The organism is Streptomyces sp. NPDC006339, from assembly GCF_040612775.1.
Classification (GTDB): Bacteria; Actinomycetota; Actinomycetes; order Streptomycetales; family Streptomycetaceae; genus Streptomyces.
Genome location: NZ_JBEXQW010000038.1, coordinates 65,989 through 85,422, shown reverse-complemented (window position 1 = coordinate 85,422; position 19,434 = coordinate 65,989). Strand labels below are relative to the sequence as shown.

Genomic DNA, 19,434 nt, shown 5'->3' with positions numbered 1-19,434 from the left:
TCTTCGAGGGTTTCGCCTTTCCAGGCGTAGACGGGGATGCCGGCGGCGGCGATCGCGGCGGCGGCGTGGTCCTGGGTGGAGTAGATGTTGCAGGAGACCCAGCGGACCTGGGCGCCGAGGGCGACGAGGGTTTCGATGAGGACGGCGGTCTGCACGGTCATGTGGAGGGAGCCGGTGATCCGGGCGCCCGCCAGGGGCTGGGCGGCGGCGTATTCGCGGCGGATCGCCATCAGGCCCGGCATCTCGTGCTCGGCCAGCGTGATCTCCTTACGGCCGAACTCCGCCAGACCGATGTCGGCAACCTTGAAGTCCGTGAACTCAGGCATGAACAAAGCTCCTTGACGCTTGGATCGATCGGTGGATTTCGAGAGCCGCCGTGGACTTGTTGAGCGTGATGTAGTGCAGGCCCGGCGCGCCCTCCGCGAGCAGCCGCAGGCCCATCGCCGTCGCGTGGTCGACGCCGATCCGGTAGGCGGCGGCCGGATCGTCCTTCGCCGCCTCCAGTCGGTGGGCCAGGTCCTCCGGGAAGGCCGCGTCCGACAGCTCGGCGAACCGGCGGATCTGGCGTACGTCGGTGGCGGGCATGATCTCCGGGATGATCGGCGTGTCACAGCCGGCCGCCGCGACCCGGTCACGAAGCCGCAGATAGTCCTCCGGGTCGAAGAACATCTGCGTGATCGCGTAGTCCGCGCCCGCCCGGCACTTCGCGATGAAGTGCCGGATGTCGCTCTCCGGGCTCACGGACCTCGGATGACCCTCCGGGAAGGCCGCCACACCGATCCGGAACTCGCCCAGCGAACGGACGAGTTCGACGAGTTCGTACGCGTAGGTAAAGCCGTCCGGGTGCGGCGACCAGGCGCCCCGGGGATCACCCGGCGGGTCGCCGCGCAGCACCAGGACGTCCCGCACCCCCGCGTCCGCGTAGGCGCCGATGATCGCCCGGAGCTCGGCGACGGAGTGGCCGACGGCCGTCAGATGGGCGACGGGGCGCAGGGTCGTCTCGGTGACGATCCGCTTGGTGACGTCGATGGTGCGGTCCCGGGAGGAGCCACCCGCGCCGTACGTCACGGACACGAAGTCCGGGACGAGCGCCTCCACGCGCCGGATCGCGTCCCACAGGGCCTGCTCGCCCCTCTCGGTCCTCGGCGGGAAGAACTCGAAGGAGAACGTGGGTTTCCCATGGGTCGGGCTCACCGGCGGCCTCCCGCGTTGAAGTAACCGGCCTCGGGATGGTGGACGACGAAGGCGTCCGTCGACTGCTCGGGGTGGAGCTGGTACTCCTCCGACAGCACGACCCCGATCCTTTCCGGCTTGAGGAGTGCGGCGATCTTGGCGCGGTCCTCCAGGTCGGGGCAGGCGGGGTAGCCGAGGGAGTAGCGGCAGCCCTGGTACTCGGTGCGGAGCATGCCCTCGATGCCGGTGGGCTCCGAGGCACCGGCGATGCCCCACTCGGCCCGCACACGACCGTGCCAGTACTCGGCGAGCGCCTCGGCCAACTGCACGGACAGGCCGTGCAGTTCGAGGTAGTCGCGGTAGGAGTCGGATGCGAACAGCTTCGCCGTCTCCTCTCCGATCCTGCTGCCGACGGTGACGACCTGGAGGCCGACGACGTCGACCTCTCCCGAGTCCTCGGGGCGGAAGAAGTCGGCGAGGCAGAGGCGGCGGCCCCGCTCCTGGCGGGGGAAGGTGAAGCGGGTCCGCTCGCCTCCGTCCTCGTCCAGGACGATCAGATCCTCGCCCTTGGACACACAGGGGAAGTAGCCGTAGACCACGGCCGCTTCCAGGAGGTGGTCCGTCTGGAGCCGGTCCAGCCACCCGCGCAGGCGCGGCCGGCCCTCCGACTCGATGGTCTCCTTGTCCTTCAGACCCCACTGGCCCTTGAACAGGGCGCTCTCGTCGAGCCAGGACGCGTACTCGGCGAGCTGGATGCCCTTGACGACCCGCGTCCCGAGGAACGGCGGCTCGGGTACGGGGTTGTCCACGGCCACGTCGCTCCGGCCGCCGGGCTCCGGCACCCGCTCCCGCACCTCGTCCAGGACCGGGGCCTCCCGCTTGGGCACCCGCCGCTGCTTCAGCTCCGGCAGACTCACCCCCGGGACACCCCGCTTCACGGCCATGAGGGCGTCCATCAGGCGCAGGCCCTCGAACGCGTCACGGGCATAGCGGACCTCGCCCTGATAGATCTCGTGGAGGTCCTGCTCGACGTAGGCGCGGGTCAGCGCCGCACCACCCAGGATCACCGGATACTTCTCCGCAAGCCCCCGGCCGTTCAGCTCCTCCAGGTTCTCCTTCATGATCACGGTCGACTTCACGAGGAGTCCGGACATGCCGATCACGTCGGCGGAGTGCTGTTCCGCAGCTTCCAGGATCGCGGAGACGGGCTGCTTGATCCCGATGTTGACGACGTTGTAGCCGTTGTTGGAGAGGATGATGTCGACGAGGTTCTTGCCGATGTCGTGGACGTCACCGCGGACGGTCGCCAGGACGATCGTGCCCTTGCCGTCGGCGTCCGATTTCTCCATGTGGGGTTCGAGATAGGCCACCGCCGTCTTCATGACCTCCGCCGACTGAAGGACGAACGGCAACTGCATCCGGCCGGAGCCGAACAGCTCGCCCACCGTCTTCATCCCGTCAAGCAGGGTCTCGTTGACAATGTCGAGTGCCGGACGCTCCGCGAGCGCCGCGTCCAGATCCGCTTCGAGGCCGTTCTTCTCGCCGTCGATGATCCGCCGCTTCAGCCGCTCCTCCAGCGGCAGCGCCGCCAGCTCCTCCGCCTTGCCGGCCTTCAGCGACTTCGCCGTCGCGCCCTCGAAGAGTGCGAGGAACCGTTGGAGCGGGTCATAGCCCTCCCGTCGGCGGTCGTAGATGAGGTCGAGCGCGACCTCGACCTGTTCCGGCTCCAGGCGGGCGATCGGCAGGATCTTCGACGCGTGCACGATCGCCGAATCCAACCCCGCCTTCACACACTCGTCCAGGAAGACCGAGTTCAGGACGATCCGCGCCGCCGGATTCAACCCGAAGGAGATGTTCGACAACCCCAGGGTCGTCTGGACGTCCGGGTGGCGGCGCTTCAGCTCACGGATCGCCTCGATCGTCGCGATCCCGTCCTTCCGCGACTCCTCCTGACCCGTACAGATCGTGAACGTCAGGGTGTCGATGAGGATGTCCGACTCCCGGATGCCCCACTTCCCCGTCAGATCGGCGATCAGCCGCTCCGCGATGGCGACCTTCGTCTCCACCGTCCGCGCCTGGCCCTCCTCGTCGATCGTGAGGGCCATCAGCGCGGCGCCGTGCTCCTTGGCCAGCGCCGTGACCTTCGCGAACCGCGACTCCGGCCCGTCCCCGTCCTCATAATTGACCGAGTTGACGACCGCCCGGCCGCCCAGCTTCTCCAGGCCGGCGCGCAGCACGCCCACCTCGGTGGAGTCCAGCACGATCGGCAGCGTCGAAGCGGTCGCGAACCGGCCCGCGAGCTCCTCCATGTCCGCGACACCGTCACGACCGACATAGTCCACGCACAGGTCGAGCATGTGCGCGCCCTCACGGATCTGGTCCCGCGCCATCTCCACACAGTCGTCCCACCGGCCCTCCAGCATGGCCTCGCGGAACTTCTTCGACCCGTTCGCGTTCGTCCGCTCACCGATCGCCATGTAGGCCGTGTCCTGCCGGAACGGAACGTGGCTGTAGAGCGAGGACGCGCCCGGCTCCGCCTCCACGGTCCGCGCCGGCACCGCCGCGCCCCGCACCCGCTCCACGATCTCCCGCAGGTGCGCGGGGGTGGTGCCGCAGCAGCCGCCGACGAGGGCGGGGCCGTAGTCCCGTACGAACGCCTCCTGGGCATCGGCCAGTTCGCCCGGCGAAAGGGGGTAGTGCGCGCCGTCCGACGTGAGGACGGGCAGGCCCGCGTTCGGCATCACCGACAGCGGGATCCGGGCGTGTCTCGCCAGATGGCGCAGGTGCTCGGCCATCTCGGCCGGGCCCGTGGCGCAGTTGAGGCCGATCATGTCGATGCCCAGCGGCTCCAGGGCGGTGAGCGCCGCCCCGATCTCCGAGCCCAGCAGCATCGTGCCCGTCGTCTCGACCGTCACCTGGACGATCAGCGGCAGGTCGTCGGCCCCGCACCAGTCCAGGGCGCGGCGGGCGCCGATGACGGCCGCCTTCGTCTGGAGGAGGTCCTGCGAGGTCTCGACGAGCAGGGCGTCGGCGCCGCCGCGGATCAGGCCCTCGGCGTTCTGCTGGTAGGCGTCGCGCAGGGGCCCGTAGGTGACGTGGCCGAGGGTGGGCAGCTTGGTGCCGGGGCCCATGGAGCCGAGGACCCAGCGGGGCCGGCCGTCGGCGGCCGTGTGGGCGTCGGCGACCTCGCGGGCGATCCGCGCGCCCGCCTCCGACAGCTCGTAGACGCGGTCCTCGATGCCGTACTCGCCGAGCGCGGCGAGGTTGGCGCCGAAGGTGTTGGTCTCCACGCAGTCCACGCCGACGGCGAAGTACTCCTGGTGCACGGAGGCGACGATGTCGGGCCGGGTGAGGTTGAGGATCTCGTTGCAGCCCTCCAGACCGGTGAAGTCGTCCATCGTCGGGTCGGCGGCCTGGAGCATGGTGCCCATCGCCCCGTCGGCCACCACGACCCGTGTGGCGAACTCGTCGCGCAGCGATCTGCGTACGGCGCTCACGTCAGCTCAGCCCCCTCAGATGCGTCAGCAGTTCGGCCGTGCAGCCCAGGCCGTAGGTGGTCCTGATCCGGTCGAGGAGCGGCTCGCGGTGCAGCCGGTACTCCTGCGTGCCCACGTAGTCGAGGACGGTCGCGGCGACCGCGCAGCCCAACTGGGCGGCGCAGCGCTCGGGCACGCCCCACAGCGTTCCGGCGAGGAAGCCGGCCCGGAAGGCGTCGCCGACGCCGGTCGGGTCGACCACGCCCGCGACGGGCACGGCCGGCACGGCGAGCGGGGCCCGGCCCTCGCCTCGGATGCGGACGCCGGCCTCGCCGTGGGTGGTGACCCAGGTGCCGACGCGGCGCAGCACGTCCGGCTCGGTCCAGCCGGTCTTCTCCAGGAGCAGGGCCGTCTCGTACTCGTTGGTGAACAGGAAGCGCGCCCCGTCCACCAGGTCCCGCACCTGGCCGCCGTCGAGCCGCGCGAGCTGCTGCGACGGGTCGGCGGCGAAGGGGATCCGGAGTTCGCGGCAGGTGCGGGTGTGCCGCAGCATGGCCTCGGGGTCGTCCGGGGAGACCAGGACGAGTTCGAGGCGGCCGGTCCGGGCGGTGACCTCCCGCAGGTCGATCTCGCGGGCCTCGGTCATCGCGCCGGCGTAGAAGGTGGCGATCTGGTTCTGTGCCCGGTCGGTGGTGCAGACGAACCGGGCGGTGTGGAGCGACTCGCTGACGCGCACCGAGTCGGTGTCCACACCGTGGTCCTTCAGCCAGATCCGGTACGGCTCGAAGTCGGCGCCGACCGCGCCCACGAGGACGGGACGCAGGCCGAGCACGCCGAGCCCGAAGGCGATGTTCGCTGCCACTCCGCCGCGCCTGACCTCCAGGTTGTCGGCGAGGAACGACAGGGAGACCCGGTCGAGGCGGTCGGCGATCAACTGCTCGCTGAACCAGCCCGGGAAGGTCATCAGATGGTCGGTCGCGATGGATCCGGTGACAGCGATACGCATGTCGACTCCCTCAGCTCCCTCTGCTTCCTCAGCGCCCGGCGGCCGTCTTCAGGGCGTCGACGCGGTCGGTGCGCTCCCAGGTGAAGTCGGGGAGCGCGCGGCCGAAGTGCCCGTAGGCGGCGGTGGCGGCGTAGATGGGCCGCTTGAGGTCGAGGTCGCGGATGATCGCGGCGGGACGGAGGTCGAAGACCTCGCTCACGGCCTCCTGGATCCGCTCGTCCGGCAGGGTGCCCGTGCCGAAGGTCTCGACGAAGAGGCCGACCGGCTCGGCCTTGCCGATCGCGTACGCGACCTGGACCTCGCAGCGGCGGGCCAGCCCGGCGGCCACGACGTTCTTCGCGACCCAGCGCATGGCGTAGGCGGCCGAGCGGTCGACCTTCGACGGGTCCTTGCCGGAGAAGGCGCCGCCGCCGTGCCGCGCCATGCCGCCGTACGTGTCGATGATGATCTTCCGGCCGGTGAGCCCGGCGTCGCCCATCGGGCCGCCGACCTCGAAGCGCCCGGTCGGGTTGACCAGGAGCCGGTAGCCGTCGGACTCCAGGGTCACGCCCTCCTCGACGAGCTCCTTGAGGACGTGCTCGACGACGTACGCGCGGATGTCGGGGGTCAGCAGGCCCTCGACGGAGATGTCGGCGGCGTGCTGGCTGGAGACGACCACCGTGTCGAGCCGGACCGGCTTGTCGCCGTCGTACTCGATGGTGACCTGTGTCTTCCCGTCCGGGCGCAGATACGGCACGGTGCCGTCCTTGCGGACCTCGGTCAGGCGGCGCGACAGCCGGTGCGCGAGGGCGATGGGCAGCGGCATCAGCTCGGCGGTGTCGTCACAGGCGTAGCCGAACATCAGGCCCTGGTCGCCGGCGCCCTGGGCGGCGAGCTCGTCGGCCGCGCCCTCGACCCGGGACTCGTAGGCCGTGTCGACGCCCTGCGCGATGTCCGGCGACTGGGCGCCGATGGACACCGACACCCCGCAGGAGGCGCCGTCGAAGCCCTTCGCGGAGGAGTCGTAACCGATGTCGAGGACGGCGTCGCGCACGAGCTGGGCTATCGGCGCGTACGCGGCCGTGGTCACCTCGCCGGCGATGTGGACCTGGCCGGTGGTGATCAGCGTCTCGACGGCCACCCGGGCGTGGGGGTCCTGGGCGAGCAGCGCGTCCAGGACGGTGTCGCTGATCCGGTCGGCGATCTTGTCGGGATGCCCCTCGGTCACGGACTCCGAGGTGAACAGGCGGCGGCTCATGCCTGGACCTCCGCCGGGGCCTTGAAGAAGTGCTGCTCGATGGCGCCGAGGGTCCGGATGGAGTCGACCTCCAGGGTCTCCATCTGGATGGCGGTGCCGCTCTCCTGCTCCAGGAGGAAGACGAACTCGACGAAGGACAGCGAGTCGATGAGCCGGTTCTCGATCAGGTCGAGGTCGGGCGCGATGTCGTCCCGCTCGGGGTGACGCTCGAGGATCCAGTTCTTCACCGTCTGCAGGCCGTCGGCCATGATTGCTCTCCTTTTAGCTACTGCTCGATTGGGGTGCTGGATACGGGTGGGCTGGACACGGGTGGGCTGGACACGGGTGGGGTGGGGGCGATGATCGGCGCGGCGACCGCGACCGCGTAGTCCACGTCGTGGCTGATGGACACGGTGATCTCGGAGATGCCGGACTCCCGGGCCATCTCGGCCGCGGGTCCGCGCAGCTCCACCAGCGGCCAGCCGCCCTCGGAGCGCCGTACGACGATGTCCGGCCAGGGCAGGAACCTGCCGCGGACGCGTAACGTCTTGAAGGCCGCCTCCTTGGCCGCGATCCGGCCGCACAGGCTCATGACGTCGAGCCCGTCGGCGGTGCGGCAGTCGGCGAGTTCGCCGGGGGTGAGCATCCGCTCGAAGAACGTCTCCCCGTACTGGGCGAGGAGCCTGCGGACACGGTTGACGGACACGATGTCCATGCCGAGGTTCGCCCAGCCCAGGCCGCCCGCCGGCGGGGCGACGGGACGGGCCGGCACGTCAGATCACCGGCCCGGCCGCGCCGCTCGCATCGGCCCGCAGGCGGGCGTTCGCGTCGAGGACCGCCTGCGTGGCGGCGTCCCAGTCGCCGTGCCGGCGGGTGAGGGCCGACAGCCACCGCTCCAGGCCGAAGGCGACACAGCTCGTGAAGGCGGGGCCGCCGGTGGACTCCAGGGTGATGGCGCAGCGGTCGCCGAAGAAGTTCCGGTGCGTGTTGACCGAGGCGATCGCCAGGTCCTCGTACAGGAACTCGTGCTTCACCGGCGTGAGCCGCTGGAGCAGGGCCTTCGAGCCGCCCTTGTCGAAGAACGGGTCGCAGGCGGCCTCCTTGCGCAGCGGCAGGTCGAGCGCCTCGGCGAAGGCGTGGACGCGGTCGGTGAAGGCCGCGAGGTGGTTCTCGGCGTGCTCGCGCCCGCCGATGGCGACGATCTCCCGCATGCGGAAGCCGAGCTGGCGCCGCATGCCCTCGTAGTGGGTCTCCTTGCGGAAGCACCAGGAGCAGACCGTGACGAGGGTGTCGTCGGCGACCCGGGTGCCCTGGTGGGTGAGGTAGACGGCGTAGCAGGACGCCGAGGGCAGTCCGAGCGCGGCGGGTTCGAGCGCGGCGGTCGGAAAGCGGCCGGTGTCGGTGTCGAAGGGCGTGGTCGCGCGGCGCTCCAGGTCGAGCGGGGCGGCGACGACGGCCTGGTGGGGGAAGTTGTCGTAATAGTCGAGCCTGGCCAGGTCGGCGGCCGGGAGCAGGGGGGGCATGGTCATCGGGCGGGCGCCCGCGGCCACCCCCCAGCCCTCGAAGGTGTCGTCGAGGAGCCGCAGCAGGCGGGTCGCCTCGGGGCCGAGCGTGGGCAGGCCCCCGGCGCCGCCGCCGGCGGCGGCCCTGGTGTCGCTCCGGGGCTCCCCGACGGTCGCGGGGGTCGTCACGGTCATGGTCGGTGCACCTCTCGGTGGGAGGTTCCGGGGGACTCAGACGACGGGCAGCGTGTCGTCGGAGAAGATCCCGGTCTTCAGGAAGAAGGACAGCGGCTTGCGGATCGCCTTGCGCTCGTGCGGGCGGCGGCGCTCGTCGGCGACGAGGCTGTTGCGCAGCGCGAGCGGGTCGGGGATGCCGGCGTCGCGGTACACGTGCGGGTTGTAGAGCGAGTTGATGCTGTAGACGACGTACCGCTTGAGGTACGCCTCGACCTCGCGCACCCGCTCGGCGCCGACCGCCTGGCACATCCGCTGGTACAGGAGGGAGACCAGCTCGCGCCCGAAGGCGATGTGGCGGGACTCGTCCTGGTGGTGGATGCGGTTGACCTCGCGGATGGTGTGGCACAGGCCGGCGTCCTTGGCCATCCGGGAGTTGTAGTGGTCGACCAGCTCCTCGAAGAACAGGATGCGGGTGAAGACCAGGAAGTTCTCGACCTCGGGCTCCCAGGCGGCGTCGGCGCGCATGGCGGTGGAGCCGTAGATCTTGTTGCCGTAGCGGCGGCAGAACTCGGAGAAGAACCACATGTGTTCGTTCTCCTCGCCGATGAAGTGGTGGAAGAAGTCCGAGGGGACCTCGAAGCCCGGCATGTGGATGCGGCCGACGACCTCGATGAGGAGCTCGCGGATGCCGTGCACGTTGAGGCTGTAGAAGTTGATGGACTCCCACTTGGAGAGGCGCTGAAGCGTTTCCTCACCGAGGGTGTCGAAGTGCTCGGTGCCGTAGACGGTGAGCAGCTCCGGAGTCATCCAGAAACGGTTCTCCTCCAGCGTCTCGGGCCACTGGAAGGTCTGGTACGGGTTGTAGTAGTCCTCGACGGAACGCTCGCTGAGCCGCTCCAGGACTTCCATGAACCGGTCGGTGACCGGCAGGGGGGCGGTGGCGCCCATGTTTTCCAGCTCCTCAGGAAGGTGGGGTCAGGGGCGGACTTCGTAGACCGCGTTGACCGGGGTCTCGGTGGCGCGGCGCCAGCGGGTGAAGCCGGCCTCCTCGGCGATGGCGCGGAAGGCCCTCTCGCCGGAGTGGTTGCCGAGCGCGTGCGGGCCGCGCTGGGCGACGGCGACGGGCAGGCACATCACGGCGGACAGGGCCATGAACATGCGGGCCGCGGGGGTCTGGGTGTCGATGTCGGCGGGCGAGACGTTCGACTCGACGAGCATCCAGGTGCCGTCCGCGTCCAGCGACTTGTGCACGTGCTGGGCGGCGGCGACCGGGTCGCCCATGTCGTGCAGGGCGTTGAAGAAGCACACCAGGTCGTAGCCGCTGCCCGGGTAGTCGTCGGCGGCCGCGACCTCGAAGACGACCCGGTCGGACAGGCCGGCCTCCTCGGCGAGCTGCCGGGCGAGGGAGATGGCCTCCTCGGAGTAGTCGAAGCCGTGGACGGTGGCGTTCGGGAACGCCTTCGCGATGAGCAGCGTGGTGTGGCCGACCCCGCAGCCGACGTCGGCGACGGTGCCGCCGGCGGCCAGCTTGTCGGTGACCTCGTGCAGCGCGGGCAGCCAGTCGGGGACGAGCTTGTGCTCGTACGTCGGCTGGAAGAAGGAGCCCATGCCGGTGTCGAGCGCCGGGTCGTGCTCGGCCCAGCCGACGCCGTCCCCGCTGCGGTACGCCTCGACGAGCAGGTCCTCGGTGGCGTAGAGCGCCTTCAGGGCGGTGAAGAAACCGGCCGCGTAGGTGACCGCGCCCGGGTCGGCGAGCACGTCGACGTGGTCGGCGGGCAGGGTGTACGTGAGCGAGCTGGGGTGCCGCTCGACGTACCCCGCGGAGAGCTGGGCGTGCAGCCACTCCTCGATGTACCGCTCGTTGGTGCCGGTCCGCTCGGCGAGCTGGGCGGCGGTGAGCGGGCCGTGGGCGGCGAGGGCCTTGTAGAGCCCGAGGCGCTCGCCGAGGGCGACGGTCAGGCCGCGGACGGCCGCGCCGGCGTCGGTGATGACCCTCTGGTGGAAGTCGTGGGCGCTCATGCGGCCTTCTCCTCCGGGTAGCCGTTCGTGGTCGGGAGCTCGCACGTGAACAGGAAGGAGCGGGGCACGCGCGGGACGGAGCGCGGCGGGACCGGGTAGGGCCAGCGGTCGAAGTCGGCGCCGGGCTCGCCCGGCTGCTTGACCTCGCGCACGGCCCAGCCGCACGCGTCGAGCAGCGCCTCGGGCTCCTCCGTGCCGAAGAGCCACGGGTTGCCGTCCTCCTTCAGGGCGCTGAGGAAGGTGCGGGCGAGTGGGTTCTCCAGGGCGGCCTTGGAGATGACGTCGCCGAGCAGCACGGAGCCGGGCGCCGCGTGCGCGGACAGCGTCGAGATGAGGGTCCGTACGGCCTCCTCCGGCAGGAAGAACAACAGGCCCTCGACCACCCACAGGACGGGCTCGTCGCTCTTCCAGCCCGCCTCCTTCAGGGGGCCGGTCCAGTCCTGGGTGAGGTCGACCGGGACGGTGATCCGGGTGCGGCCGGCCGGCTGCGGCTCGTTCGCCAGCATCGCGGCCTTGGCCTCCAGGAGGGCCGGGCGGTCGAGCTCGTAGACGGTGACGCCGTCGGGCCAGGGCAGCCGGAAGAAGCGGGTGTCCATGCCGGCGGCGAGGAAGACGACCTGGCGGATGCCGCGCTCCTCCACCGCCTTGACGATGGCGCGGTCCAGGTAGGTGGTGCGGATGGCGAGGAACGGCACGGTGCCGCCGCCGGCGTAGCGCTCGAGCAGTTCGAAGCCGATCCGGTCGGCGACGGTGCGCGCGTAGGGATCGGCGAACAGCCGGTCCTCGCGCTCGGTCTCCAGGGCGCGCGCGGCGGCGGTCCACTGGGCGGTGCGGGATACGGCCTCCACAGGAGGTCCCCCTTCACTGGTGGTTGCGTCTCTGGTGGTGGCGTCTCTGGTGGTGGTGTCTCTGGTGGTGGTGTCTCTGGTGGTGGTGTCTCTGGTGGTGGCGAGAGATTCGGACGGCCGTGCTCAGGGCACTGACGAGGGACGGTCGTCAGGCGCTCATGACCGGTGCGGCGGCACTCTTCGCGGGGCGCGCGCAGCACCCGGCGGGATCCGCGGCCGCGGGCATCGACGACAGACGGCCGGCCTCGGATCCGGCGGGACGGCGCCGGAAGATGCTGTGCAGGATCATGCTGAACACGGCCGTCCCGTCGGCGGCCACCAGCGTGCAGCGCGGCTTGACGGTGCCGCTGGTGGGGTTGAACGGCGACGGGGTGGCGCCGAGGATCTCCACCCGCGCCGTGAGGACGTCGCCGGGGCGTACGGGCCGCAGGTAGCGGACCTCGTCGATGCCGGGCGAGCCCATGCAGGCGCTGTAGGCGAGCAGTCCGTCGACGTAACGGCGCATGAACATCGACTGGGTGTGGAATCCGCTGGCGATCAGCCCGCCGAACTGCGAGTCCTTGGCGAGCTCGGGGTCCGTGTGGAAGGGCTGCGGGTCGAAGCGCTTTCCGAAGTCCAGCACCTCCTCCGTCGTGACGGTGACGGTGCCCAGCTCGTGGACGTCGCCGGGCCGGAAGTCCTCGAAGTAGCGCATCCTGCGCCCCCCTTGACCTAGGAGTGGTCGTTCCCTGGCATCACCCAATCTACGAATCAGCCATTTCTTTTGTCAACCCAAAAGAAGGCTCGGGTGGCCGGCTCCCCGCCCGGTCGGGCCTCGGCCGCGGGCTTCACCCACGGGAGCGCCAACGGACCTCAGGCCAGGGCCTGTTCGATGTCGGCCCAGAGGTCCTCGACGGCCTCGATGCCGACCGACATCCGCACCAGCCCCGGCGCGATCCCCGCGGCGGCCAGCGCCGCCGCGTCCAGCTCGCGGTGCGAGGTGGACGCCGGGTGGGTGACCAGGGACTCGACACCGCCGAGCGAGAGCGCGAGCCGGGCGACCCGGACCCGCTCCACGAAGGCCCTGCCCGCCTCCCGGCCGCCCGCCGGCTCGAAGGAGAGCAGCCCGCCGCCGCCCGAGAGCACCTTGCGGGCCGTGGCGTACGAGGGATGGCCGGGGAGCATCGGGTAGTGGACGGCCGTGATGTCGGGGCGCGCGGCGAGCCGCTCGGCGAGCACGGCCGCGTTCAGGCAGTGCTCGCGCATCCGCAGCGGCAGCGTCGGGATGCCGCGCAGGGTCAGCCAGGCGGCGAACGGGTCGGCGCAGGCGCCCAGTTCGACCGTCCGGGGCCAGACGGCGCGGCGCAGGGCGTCGTCGGCGAAGACGGCAGCGCCGCCGAGGACGTCGGAGTGGCCGGAGAGGTACTTGGTGGTGGAGTGGACGACGACGTCCGCGCCGAGCTCGATCGGCCGGCACAGCACGGGCGAGGCGAGCGAGTTGTCGACCAGGCTCGTCACGCCCGTCCGGCGGGCGGCGGCGAGCAGCCCGGGCAGGTCGGGCACCTGACCGGTGGGATTGGCGACGGTCTCCAGGACCAGGAGCCGGGTGGCGGGGTGCCGGGCCGCCGCCTCGAACTCGGCGGCGTCGTCGCCGGAGACGTAGGCGACCTGGATGCCGAAGCGGGCGGCCAGGTCGGACAGGACGGCATAGGTCCCGCCGTACAGACACCGCTGCGCCACCACCCGGTCGCCCGGCTTGAGCAGCGCGAGCAGCACCCCGCTGATGGCGCCCATGCCGGAGGCGAAGGCGATGGCCCCGGCGCCGCCCTCCAGGCCGGCGAGGGTGCGCTCCAGGGCCCGTACGGTCGGGTTGCCACGGCGGCTGTAGACGTACCGCCCGTCGGGCCCGGCCATCGCGTCGGCGAGTTCGTCGGCGGAGTCGAAGGCGAAGGCGGAGGACTGCACGAGCGGCACGGACAGCGGCCGGCTGCCTTCCGGAAGGGGCGGATGGTCGACGTGGACGGCCCGGGTGTTCAGGTCCAGGTCCGGGTCCGGGTCCGGGTCCGGGTCCAGGTTCAGGTTCAGGTTCAGGTCCAGGTCCATGGGGGTTTCCTCTCGGTGCGGAAGCGAGGGCGTACGGGACGGTGCGCACGGCCGCCGGACGGGGGCGCCGTACGCAAAGGGGGCCGCCCGACGGCCGGTGAACGGACATCGGGCGGCCCCGGGGAAGCGGGGACACGGCGTCGGATCAGGCGGTGACCTTCTCGCCCTGCTGCTCGGCGGCCGGGGCCGGGGCCGGGCCGGCGAGCGCCTTGTCGCTCTTCATGACGAGGAGCGTGATCACACCGCCGACGGCGGCGATGATCGCGGCACCGACGAAGGCGGCGGAGAAGCCCTCGGTGAGCTTCGGCAGGTTGCCGAGCTCGGCGGCGCCCTGGGACATGGCGACCGCGGTGAGGGCGGCGAGGCCGAGCGCGGAGCCGACGTTGTAGGTGGTGTTGACGATGCCGGAGGCGAGACCGGCCTGCTCCTGCGGGGCGCCGGACATGGCGGCGATCATCGCCGGGATGTAGGCGAGGGACATGCCGAGCGCGGCGACCAGCGAGGCCGGCAGGACGTCGACGAGGAAGCTGCCGGTGGGCTCGACGGCGGCCAGCCAGAGCAGGCCGGCGGCGAGGACGAGGAGGCCGACGCCGATGAGCGGCTTGGCGCCCACCTTCGCCATGAGCTTGGCGGTGATGGCCGTCATGAAGATCATCAGCAGGCCGGTCATCGGCAGCAGGGCCGCGCCGGAGGCGAAGGCGCCGTAACCGAGGACCTGCTGGAGGTAGAGGTTGAGGAAGTACCACATCGGGATCCAGGCGGCGCCGAGCAGCGTCATCGCCAGGTTGGCGGAGCCGAGGCGCGGGACCCGCCACACGCTGAGCGGCATGAGCGGCTCGCGGACGGCCTTCTGGATCACGAAGAAGAGGACGATGAGGGCGGCGGCGCCGGCCAGCTCCAGGACGGTGGCGGTGGAGCCCCAGCCGACCTCGGGGGCGCGGACGACCGCGAAGACGCCGAGGGCGAGACCGGCGGTGACGGCGACGGCGCCGAGGACGTCGACGGAGCCGCGTCGGGACTCGACGTTCGGGAGGAGCTTGGTCGCGGCGAGGGTCGCGATGCCGATCGGGACGTAGATGATGAAGCACCACTGCCAGGCGGCCCACTCGGTGAACACGCCGCCGAGGAACACGCCCGCGGTGCCGCCGGCCGGGGCCGCGGCGCCGTAGAGCGCCATCGCCTTGCCGAGTTCCTTCGGGTCGTGCATGAACAGCATCATCAGGAGGGTCATGGCGGAGGGCGCGATGAGCGCACCGCCGACGCCCTGGACGGCGCGGCCGGCGATCTCGACCCACGCGGTCTGCGCGGCGGCGGCGAGGATCGAGCCGGCGATCATGATCGCCCAGCCGGAGACGAAGATCCTGCGGGCTCCGACGAGGTCGGAGAGGCGTCCGCCGAGGAGCAGCAGACCGCCGAAGACGATCACGTAGGCGTTGAAGACCCACTGGAGCTCGCCCTGGGAGAAGCCCAGGTCCTCCTGCATCTGGGGAAGCGCGACCCCGATGATCGAGGTGTCCATGATGACCATGAACTGCGCGGCGGCGAGCACGACAAGTGCCCACCAGCGCCGGGGATTGACGGTTGACATTGCCCTGACCCTTCGCTCGCGGTGACATACCCCTGGGGGGTACCTGCACGCAGCACCGTAGCATACCCATGGGGGGTATGTAAGGGTGAGATGAGGAAGCCCGCGGGGGACGCGCGGAGGCACCGGGAAGCACTGCTTCCGCCCCGCGCGCCCGACCCCGACCGGGCACAATGCCCTCCATGACCGCCGAGCCGAGCACCGTCCGCGACCAGGACCTCCTGACCCGCTGGACCGCCACCCTCCTCGCCGCCCGCGCCGGCCGCGAGGGCCCGGACCCCGCCCCGTACGGCCGGAACCTGCTCGCCCGCTGGAACGAGCCGCAGCGCCGCTACCACACGGCCGAGCACCTGCGCGCGGTCCTCGACCGCGTCGACGAACTGACCGACCAGGGCGGCGAGGGCGGTGAGCTGGAGCTCGTCCGGCTGGCCGCGTGGTTCCACGACGCGGTCTACCGCCCGGACCGCTCGGAGAACGAGGAACGCTCGGCCGCCCTGGCCGAACGCGCCCTGACCGAGGCCGGCCTCACCCCCCGCGAGGTCACCGAGGTCGCCCGCCTGGTCCGCCTCACCGTCACCCACGACCCGGCCCCCGGCGACCTCAACGGCGAGGCCCTCTGCGACGCCGACCTGGCGATCCTGGCGAGCGACCTGGATACCTATACGGGGTATACGCGGGCGGTCCGCGAGGAATACGCCTTCGTGCCCGACGCCGCCTTCCGCACCGGCCGCGCCTCCGTCCTCCGCCAGCTCCTCTCCCTCCCCCGCCTCTTCCGCACGCCCTACGGCGCCGCCGCCTGGGAGGAGAAGGCCCGGGCGAACCTGGAGCGCGAGCTCGCGGAGCTGGAGGGCGGCGCCTGAGCGGCAGGACGGACCCGCCGCCCGGCCCTGTCCCGCATCGCGAGACGGAACCGGCCACGGGGAATGACAGGCACAAAGGGCCGGTTGCCCATGTCATGCCGTTTTCCTCCGCCGAGCCGTCCGCCGAGCACGCCGCCGCACCCGCCCCGACCCGTATGCCCCTGGCCGTCTACATCCTCGGCCTGTCCGTCTTCGCGCTCGGCACGAGCGAATTCATGCTCTCCGGGCTGCTGCCGCCCATCGCGGAGGACATGGGCGTCTCCATCCCCCGGGCGGGACTGCTCATCTCGGCCTTCGCCGTCGGCATGGTCGTCGGCGCGCCGCTGCTCGCCGTCGCCACCCTCCGGCTGCCGCGGAAGACCACCCTCATCGCCCTGATCAGCGTCTTCGGGCTCGGTCAGGTCGCCGGTGCGCTCGCGCCGAACTACGGCATCCTCTTCGCCTCGCGCGTGGTGAGCGCCCTGGCCTGCGCCGGGTTCTGGGCCGTGGGCGCGGCCGTCGCCATCGCCATGGTGCCGGTCGGCTCCCGGGCCCGGGCCATGGCCGTCATGATCGGCGGCCTGTCCATCGCCAACGTGCTCGGCGTCCCCGCCGGCGCCTTCCTCGGCGAGCACCTCGGCTGGCGCTCCGCCTTCTGGGCCGTCGCCGCCGCCTCCGCGATCGCCCTCGTCGGCGTGATCACCCGCATCCCGCACATCCCCGTGCCCGAGACCCGGCCCCGCCTCAAGAACGAGGTCGTGATCTACCGCGACCGGCAGGTGCTGCTGGCCGTCCTGATCACCGCCCTCGCCGCCGGCGGCGTCTTCTGCGCCTTCTCCTACCTGGCCCCGCTGCTCACCGACGTCTCCGGCCTCGACGGCGGCTGGGTCTCCGGCGTCCTCGCCCTCTTCGGCATCGGCGCCCTCATCGGCACGTACATCGGCGGCCGGGTCGCCGACGCCCACCTCTTCGGCGTCCTCCTCAGCGGCATCACCGCCTCCACCGTGTTCCTCGTGGCGCTCGCCTTGTTCGCGTCCAGCCCCGTCGCCACGATCACGCTGGCCTTCCTCCTCGGCGTCTCGGCCTTCTACACCGCCCCCGCCCTCAACGCCCGCATGTTCAACGTCGCCGGCGCCGCCCCCACCCTCGCCGGCGCCACCACCACCGCCGCCTTCAACCTCGGCAACACCGGCGGCCCCTGGCTCGGCGGCACCGTCATCGACGCCGGCCTCGGCTTCGCCTCCCCCGCCTGGGCCGGCGCCGCCATGACCCTCCTCGCCCTCGCCACGGCCGCGATCGCCCTGCGCCTCACCCGCTCCCGCTCGCGGGTCGTCATGGGCGCCTCGGCGGAGACGCCGGCGAACTCGCCGGAGCAGGCACGCGTCACGTCCCTGAACGGACACCCTCGGTGACCGGGCGGTGTGGGGTGTGTGCGACGATCACCCGTCGCACACACCCATGGGGGGTACATGCCAAGGGCCTACGCGTCCCGATCCACGTCCGGATCCCCGAGACGCCCGTTCACCGCGGTCTCCACCGCACTCGTCTGTCTGCTCACCGTCCTCTTCTCACTCCTGCCGAACGCGCTCGGGTCCGGGACCGCACGGGCCGCCGAGGCCGCCGAGGCATGCGTGCCGGTCGCCATGGGCCGTTACGCGGGTGAGCTCACCGCGGCCGGCCAGACCGCCTGCCTGGAGCTGCCGCTCCCGCAGGGCGCCCGGCTCGCCGCGCTCACGTCACGCGGTGGCGCGGGCGTCGAGGTCTCGGCCGAGGTCGTGGACGCGACCGGCACCCTGCGATGTGACGCGGTATCGCTCCGCACGGGTGGCTGCGAACTCATCGGCACCGCGCCGTTCCGCGCCCGCGTCCACGCCGACGACTCCGCCGCCACCGGCCCGTACGGAGTCCACTTCGTCCGTACGGACGAGCTGCAGTCGACCGGCTGCCAGGAGCTGCCCGCAGGCTCCTTCGCCGACGACACCGCGGCCGTGCGGCTCGACACCGGCGACGGCGTCTTCTCGCACTGCCTGACCATCCCCGCCGGCTCGCACTCCACCGCCGAGCTCCTCCGGGTCCGCTACGGACTGCCGGACGACACCGAGGAGTTCCCGGACTACGGCCTCTACCTGATCGGCACCGACGGCACCGGTCCCGACTGCTACGCCCACCCGACGCAGCAGCAGCTCAAGACCGACACGCTGGTGAGCTGCTCCTTCACCGCCGGCCTCGGTTACACCGTGCTGGTCGAGGGACAGGACGCGGCCCGCACCCACACCCTGAACCGCCGGGACGTCACCTCCGGCGCCCAGGGCTGCCAGGTGTCCGCCGCGACCGCGGTCGGTGCCCCCGCCCGAACCGGAACCTCAGGCGAGAACGGCACCCTGCGCTGCCACCGCATCACGACCGGCGCCTCCACCGACCGACTGCTGGTCGAGACCCGTGACGCGGGCGACACCACCCACACCCTGATCGTGGACGACACCGGCCGGATCGCCTGCTACCCGCGGACCGGGCCGTGCTCGGTCTCCGGCTCCACCGGTTACCAGGTCATCACCCAGGTCCCCGAGGACTGGTCCGTCCCCGCCTCCTACCGCCTCGACGCCTGGCGTGTGGCCACCGCCGCAGGTGCTGCGGCCGAGTGCCCGCGGGCCGGCTCGGCCGCGTACGGCTACGGGCCCTTCAGCGGCGAGCTGACCGAGGAGCGCACGGGCACTTGTGTCGCGCTCCCGACGGTGAGCGGCGACCGGCTGCTCGGCTCCTCCGGCGCCCGGGAGGGCGGCGCGGAGGTGACGCTCTTCAACCTCGCGAACGGGAGCCTGTGCACGCCGTCCGCGAGCCACGCCTGCCAGACCGGCGGCCAGAGCGTGCTGCTGACCTCGCTGCCCGACGGCGTGGACCGCGCCGCGTACGACGACCGGCTGCACTGCGAGAACGCGCCCTGCGGAGCGGACGAGTTCACGGTCGACTCCGTCACCCCGGCCACCGCCGCGAGCGGCACCATCGCCACGCTCACCGTGCGGGGCACCGCACTCGGCCTGAGCAACAAGATCCTGCTGAGCGGCGGTCCCGTCGCGCTGACGGCGACCACCACCTGGGTCTCCGACGACGCCCGGACCCTGAAGGCCACGGTGGATCTGCGTAACGTGCCGCCGGGGAGCTGGTACATGAGCGTCGACGGGCCCGGCGCCCCGGTCCACCGCGGTTCGTTCACGGTGACGCCGGCGACGGGCCCCGGCCCCGGCACGTACCGGCCGACCGGACCGACCCGGCTCATGGACACCCGTAGCGGGCTCGGCGTCCGCAAGGGCAAGGTCGGCCCCGCCGGCACGGTCACCCTCCAGGTCACCGGTCGCGCCGGCATCCCCGCCACCGGGGTCACGGCCGTCGTCCTGAACGTCACCGCGACCGGCCCGACGGCAGGGGGCTTCGTCTCCGTCTATCCGGACGGCGCTCCCCGCCCGACCGCCTCGAACCTGAACTTCACCGCCGGACAGACCATCCCCAACCTGGT

Annotated in this window: 16 protein-coding genes and 1 pseudogene; 3 read left to right on the top strand and 14 right to left on the bottom strand. The window is 71.7% G+C overall.

The genetic code is table 11. From position 1 onward, the window contains the following. The 14 genes from ABZ135_RS27625 to ABZ135_RS27560 form a co-directional block, all read right to left on the bottom strand. A partial coding sequence (locus tag ABZ135_RS27625; protein WP_356699191.1) for an adenosylhomocysteinase occupies window positions 1–326 on the bottom strand: 326 nt, incomplete at its 3' end. Then, complete coding sequence (metF, locus tag ABZ135_RS27620) at window positions 319–1,194, bottom strand: methylenetetrahydrofolate reductase [NAD(P)H] (RefSeq protein ID WP_356699190.1); 876 nt, start codon at window positions 1,192–1,194, stop codon at window positions 319–321. The genes ABZ135_RS27625 and metF, both read right to left, overlap by 8 nt. Then, entirely contained in the window at window positions 1,191–4,670 is a 3,480-nt protein-coding gene (gene metH, locus ABZ135_RS27615) for a methionine synthase (RefSeq protein ID WP_356699188.1), read from the bottom strand. Before metH ends, metF begins: the two co-directional genes overlap by 4 nt. Window position 4,671: 1 nt before the next feature. Further along, entirely contained in the window at window positions 4,672–5,655 is a 984-nt protein-coding gene (locus ABZ135_RS27610) for a carbohydrate kinase family protein (RefSeq protein WP_356699187.1), read from the bottom strand. Window positions 5,656–5,683: 28 nt separating this feature from the next. Continuing rightward, the gene (gene metK / locus ABZ135_RS27605) at window positions 5,684–6,892 is read right to left on the bottom strand and encodes a methionine adenosyltransferase (RefSeq protein ID WP_356699185.1); all 1,209 of its coding nucleotides are present in this window, start codon (window positions 6,890–6,892) and stop codon (window positions 5,684–5,686) included. Continuing rightward, complete coding sequence (locus tag ABZ135_RS27600) at window positions 6,889–7,140, bottom strand: acyl carrier protein (RefSeq protein WP_345486570.1); 252 nt, start codon at window positions 7,138–7,140, stop codon at window positions 6,889–6,891. Before ABZ135_RS27600 ends, metK begins: the two co-directional genes overlap by 4 nt. Window positions 7,141–7,157: 17 nt before the next feature. Continuing rightward, the gene (acpS, locus tag ABZ135_RS27595; RefSeq protein WP_356699183.1) at window positions 7,158–7,643 is read right to left on the bottom strand and encodes a holo-ACP synthase; all 486 of its coding nucleotides are present in this window, start codon (window positions 7,641–7,643) and stop codon (window positions 7,158–7,160) included. Between the two features lies 1 nt (window position 7,644). Then, window positions 7,645–8,568 (bottom strand): hypothetical protein, encoded by a 924-nt coding sequence (locus ABZ135_RS27590; RefSeq protein WP_356699181.1) that lies wholly within the window; start codon window positions 8,566–8,568, stop codon window positions 7,645–7,647. A gap of 36 nt (window positions 8,569–8,604) precedes the next feature. After that, on the bottom strand, window positions 8,605–9,498 hold the full coding sequence (locus ABZ135_RS27585) for a diiron oxygenase (protein ID WP_356699179.1): 894 nt from the start codon (window positions 9,496–9,498) through the stop codon (window positions 8,605–8,607). A 27-nt stretch (window positions 9,499–9,525) separates the two neighbouring features. Then, window positions 9,526–10,569, bottom strand: a complete 1,044-nt coding sequence (locus tag ABZ135_RS27580; protein WP_356699177.1) for a class I SAM-dependent methyltransferase — start codon at window positions 10,567–10,569, stop codon at window positions 9,526–9,528. Beyond that, complete coding sequence (locus tag ABZ135_RS27575; protein WP_356699175.1) at window positions 10,566–11,417, bottom strand: SAM-dependent methyltransferase; 852 nt, start codon at window positions 11,415–11,417, stop codon at window positions 10,566–10,568. Before ABZ135_RS27575 ends, ABZ135_RS27580 begins: the two co-directional genes overlap by 4 nt. A 148-nt stretch (window positions 11,418–11,565) precedes the next feature. Further along, entirely contained in the window at window positions 11,566–12,111 is a 546-nt protein-coding gene (locus ABZ135_RS27570; RefSeq protein ID WP_356699173.1) for a MaoC family dehydratase, read from the bottom strand. Between the two features lie 158 nt (window positions 12,112–12,269). After that, window positions 12,270–13,499, bottom strand: coding sequence for an aminotransferase class I/II-fold pyridoxal phosphate-dependent enzyme (locus ABZ135_RS27565; protein WP_356699172.1), 1,230 nt, complete (start codon window positions 13,497–13,499; stop codon window positions 12,270–12,272). 145 nt (window positions 13,500–13,644) lie between these two features. Beyond that, window positions 13,645–15,087, bottom strand: a complete 1,443-nt coding sequence (locus ABZ135_RS27560) for an MFS transporter (protein WP_356699170.1) — start codon at window positions 15,085–15,087, stop codon at window positions 13,645–13,647. A gap of 179 nt (window positions 15,088–15,266) precedes the next feature. On the opposite strand from ABZ135_RS27560, the gene ABZ135_RS27555 reads away from it, so the two are divergent. From ABZ135_RS27555 to ABZ135_RS27545, 3 genes and pseudogenes are all read left to right on the top strand, one after another. Continuing rightward, window positions 15,267–15,944: a hypothetical protein gene (locus tag ABZ135_RS27555; RefSeq protein WP_356699168.1), complete on the top strand. Its 678-nt coding sequence runs from the start codon at window positions 15,267–15,269 to the stop codon at window positions 15,942–15,944. A 155-nt stretch (window positions 15,945–16,099) separates the two neighbouring features. Then, complete coding sequence (locus ABZ135_RS27550) at window positions 16,100–17,335, top strand: Cmx/CmrA family chloramphenicol efflux MFS transporter (RefSeq protein ID WP_356699197.1); 1,236 nt, start codon at window positions 16,100–16,102, stop codon at window positions 17,333–17,335. Between the two features lie 219 nt (window positions 17,336–17,554). Beyond that, a pseudogene (locus ABZ135_RS27545) lies at window positions 17,555–19,434 on the top strand (hypothetical protein); the annotation flags it as partial.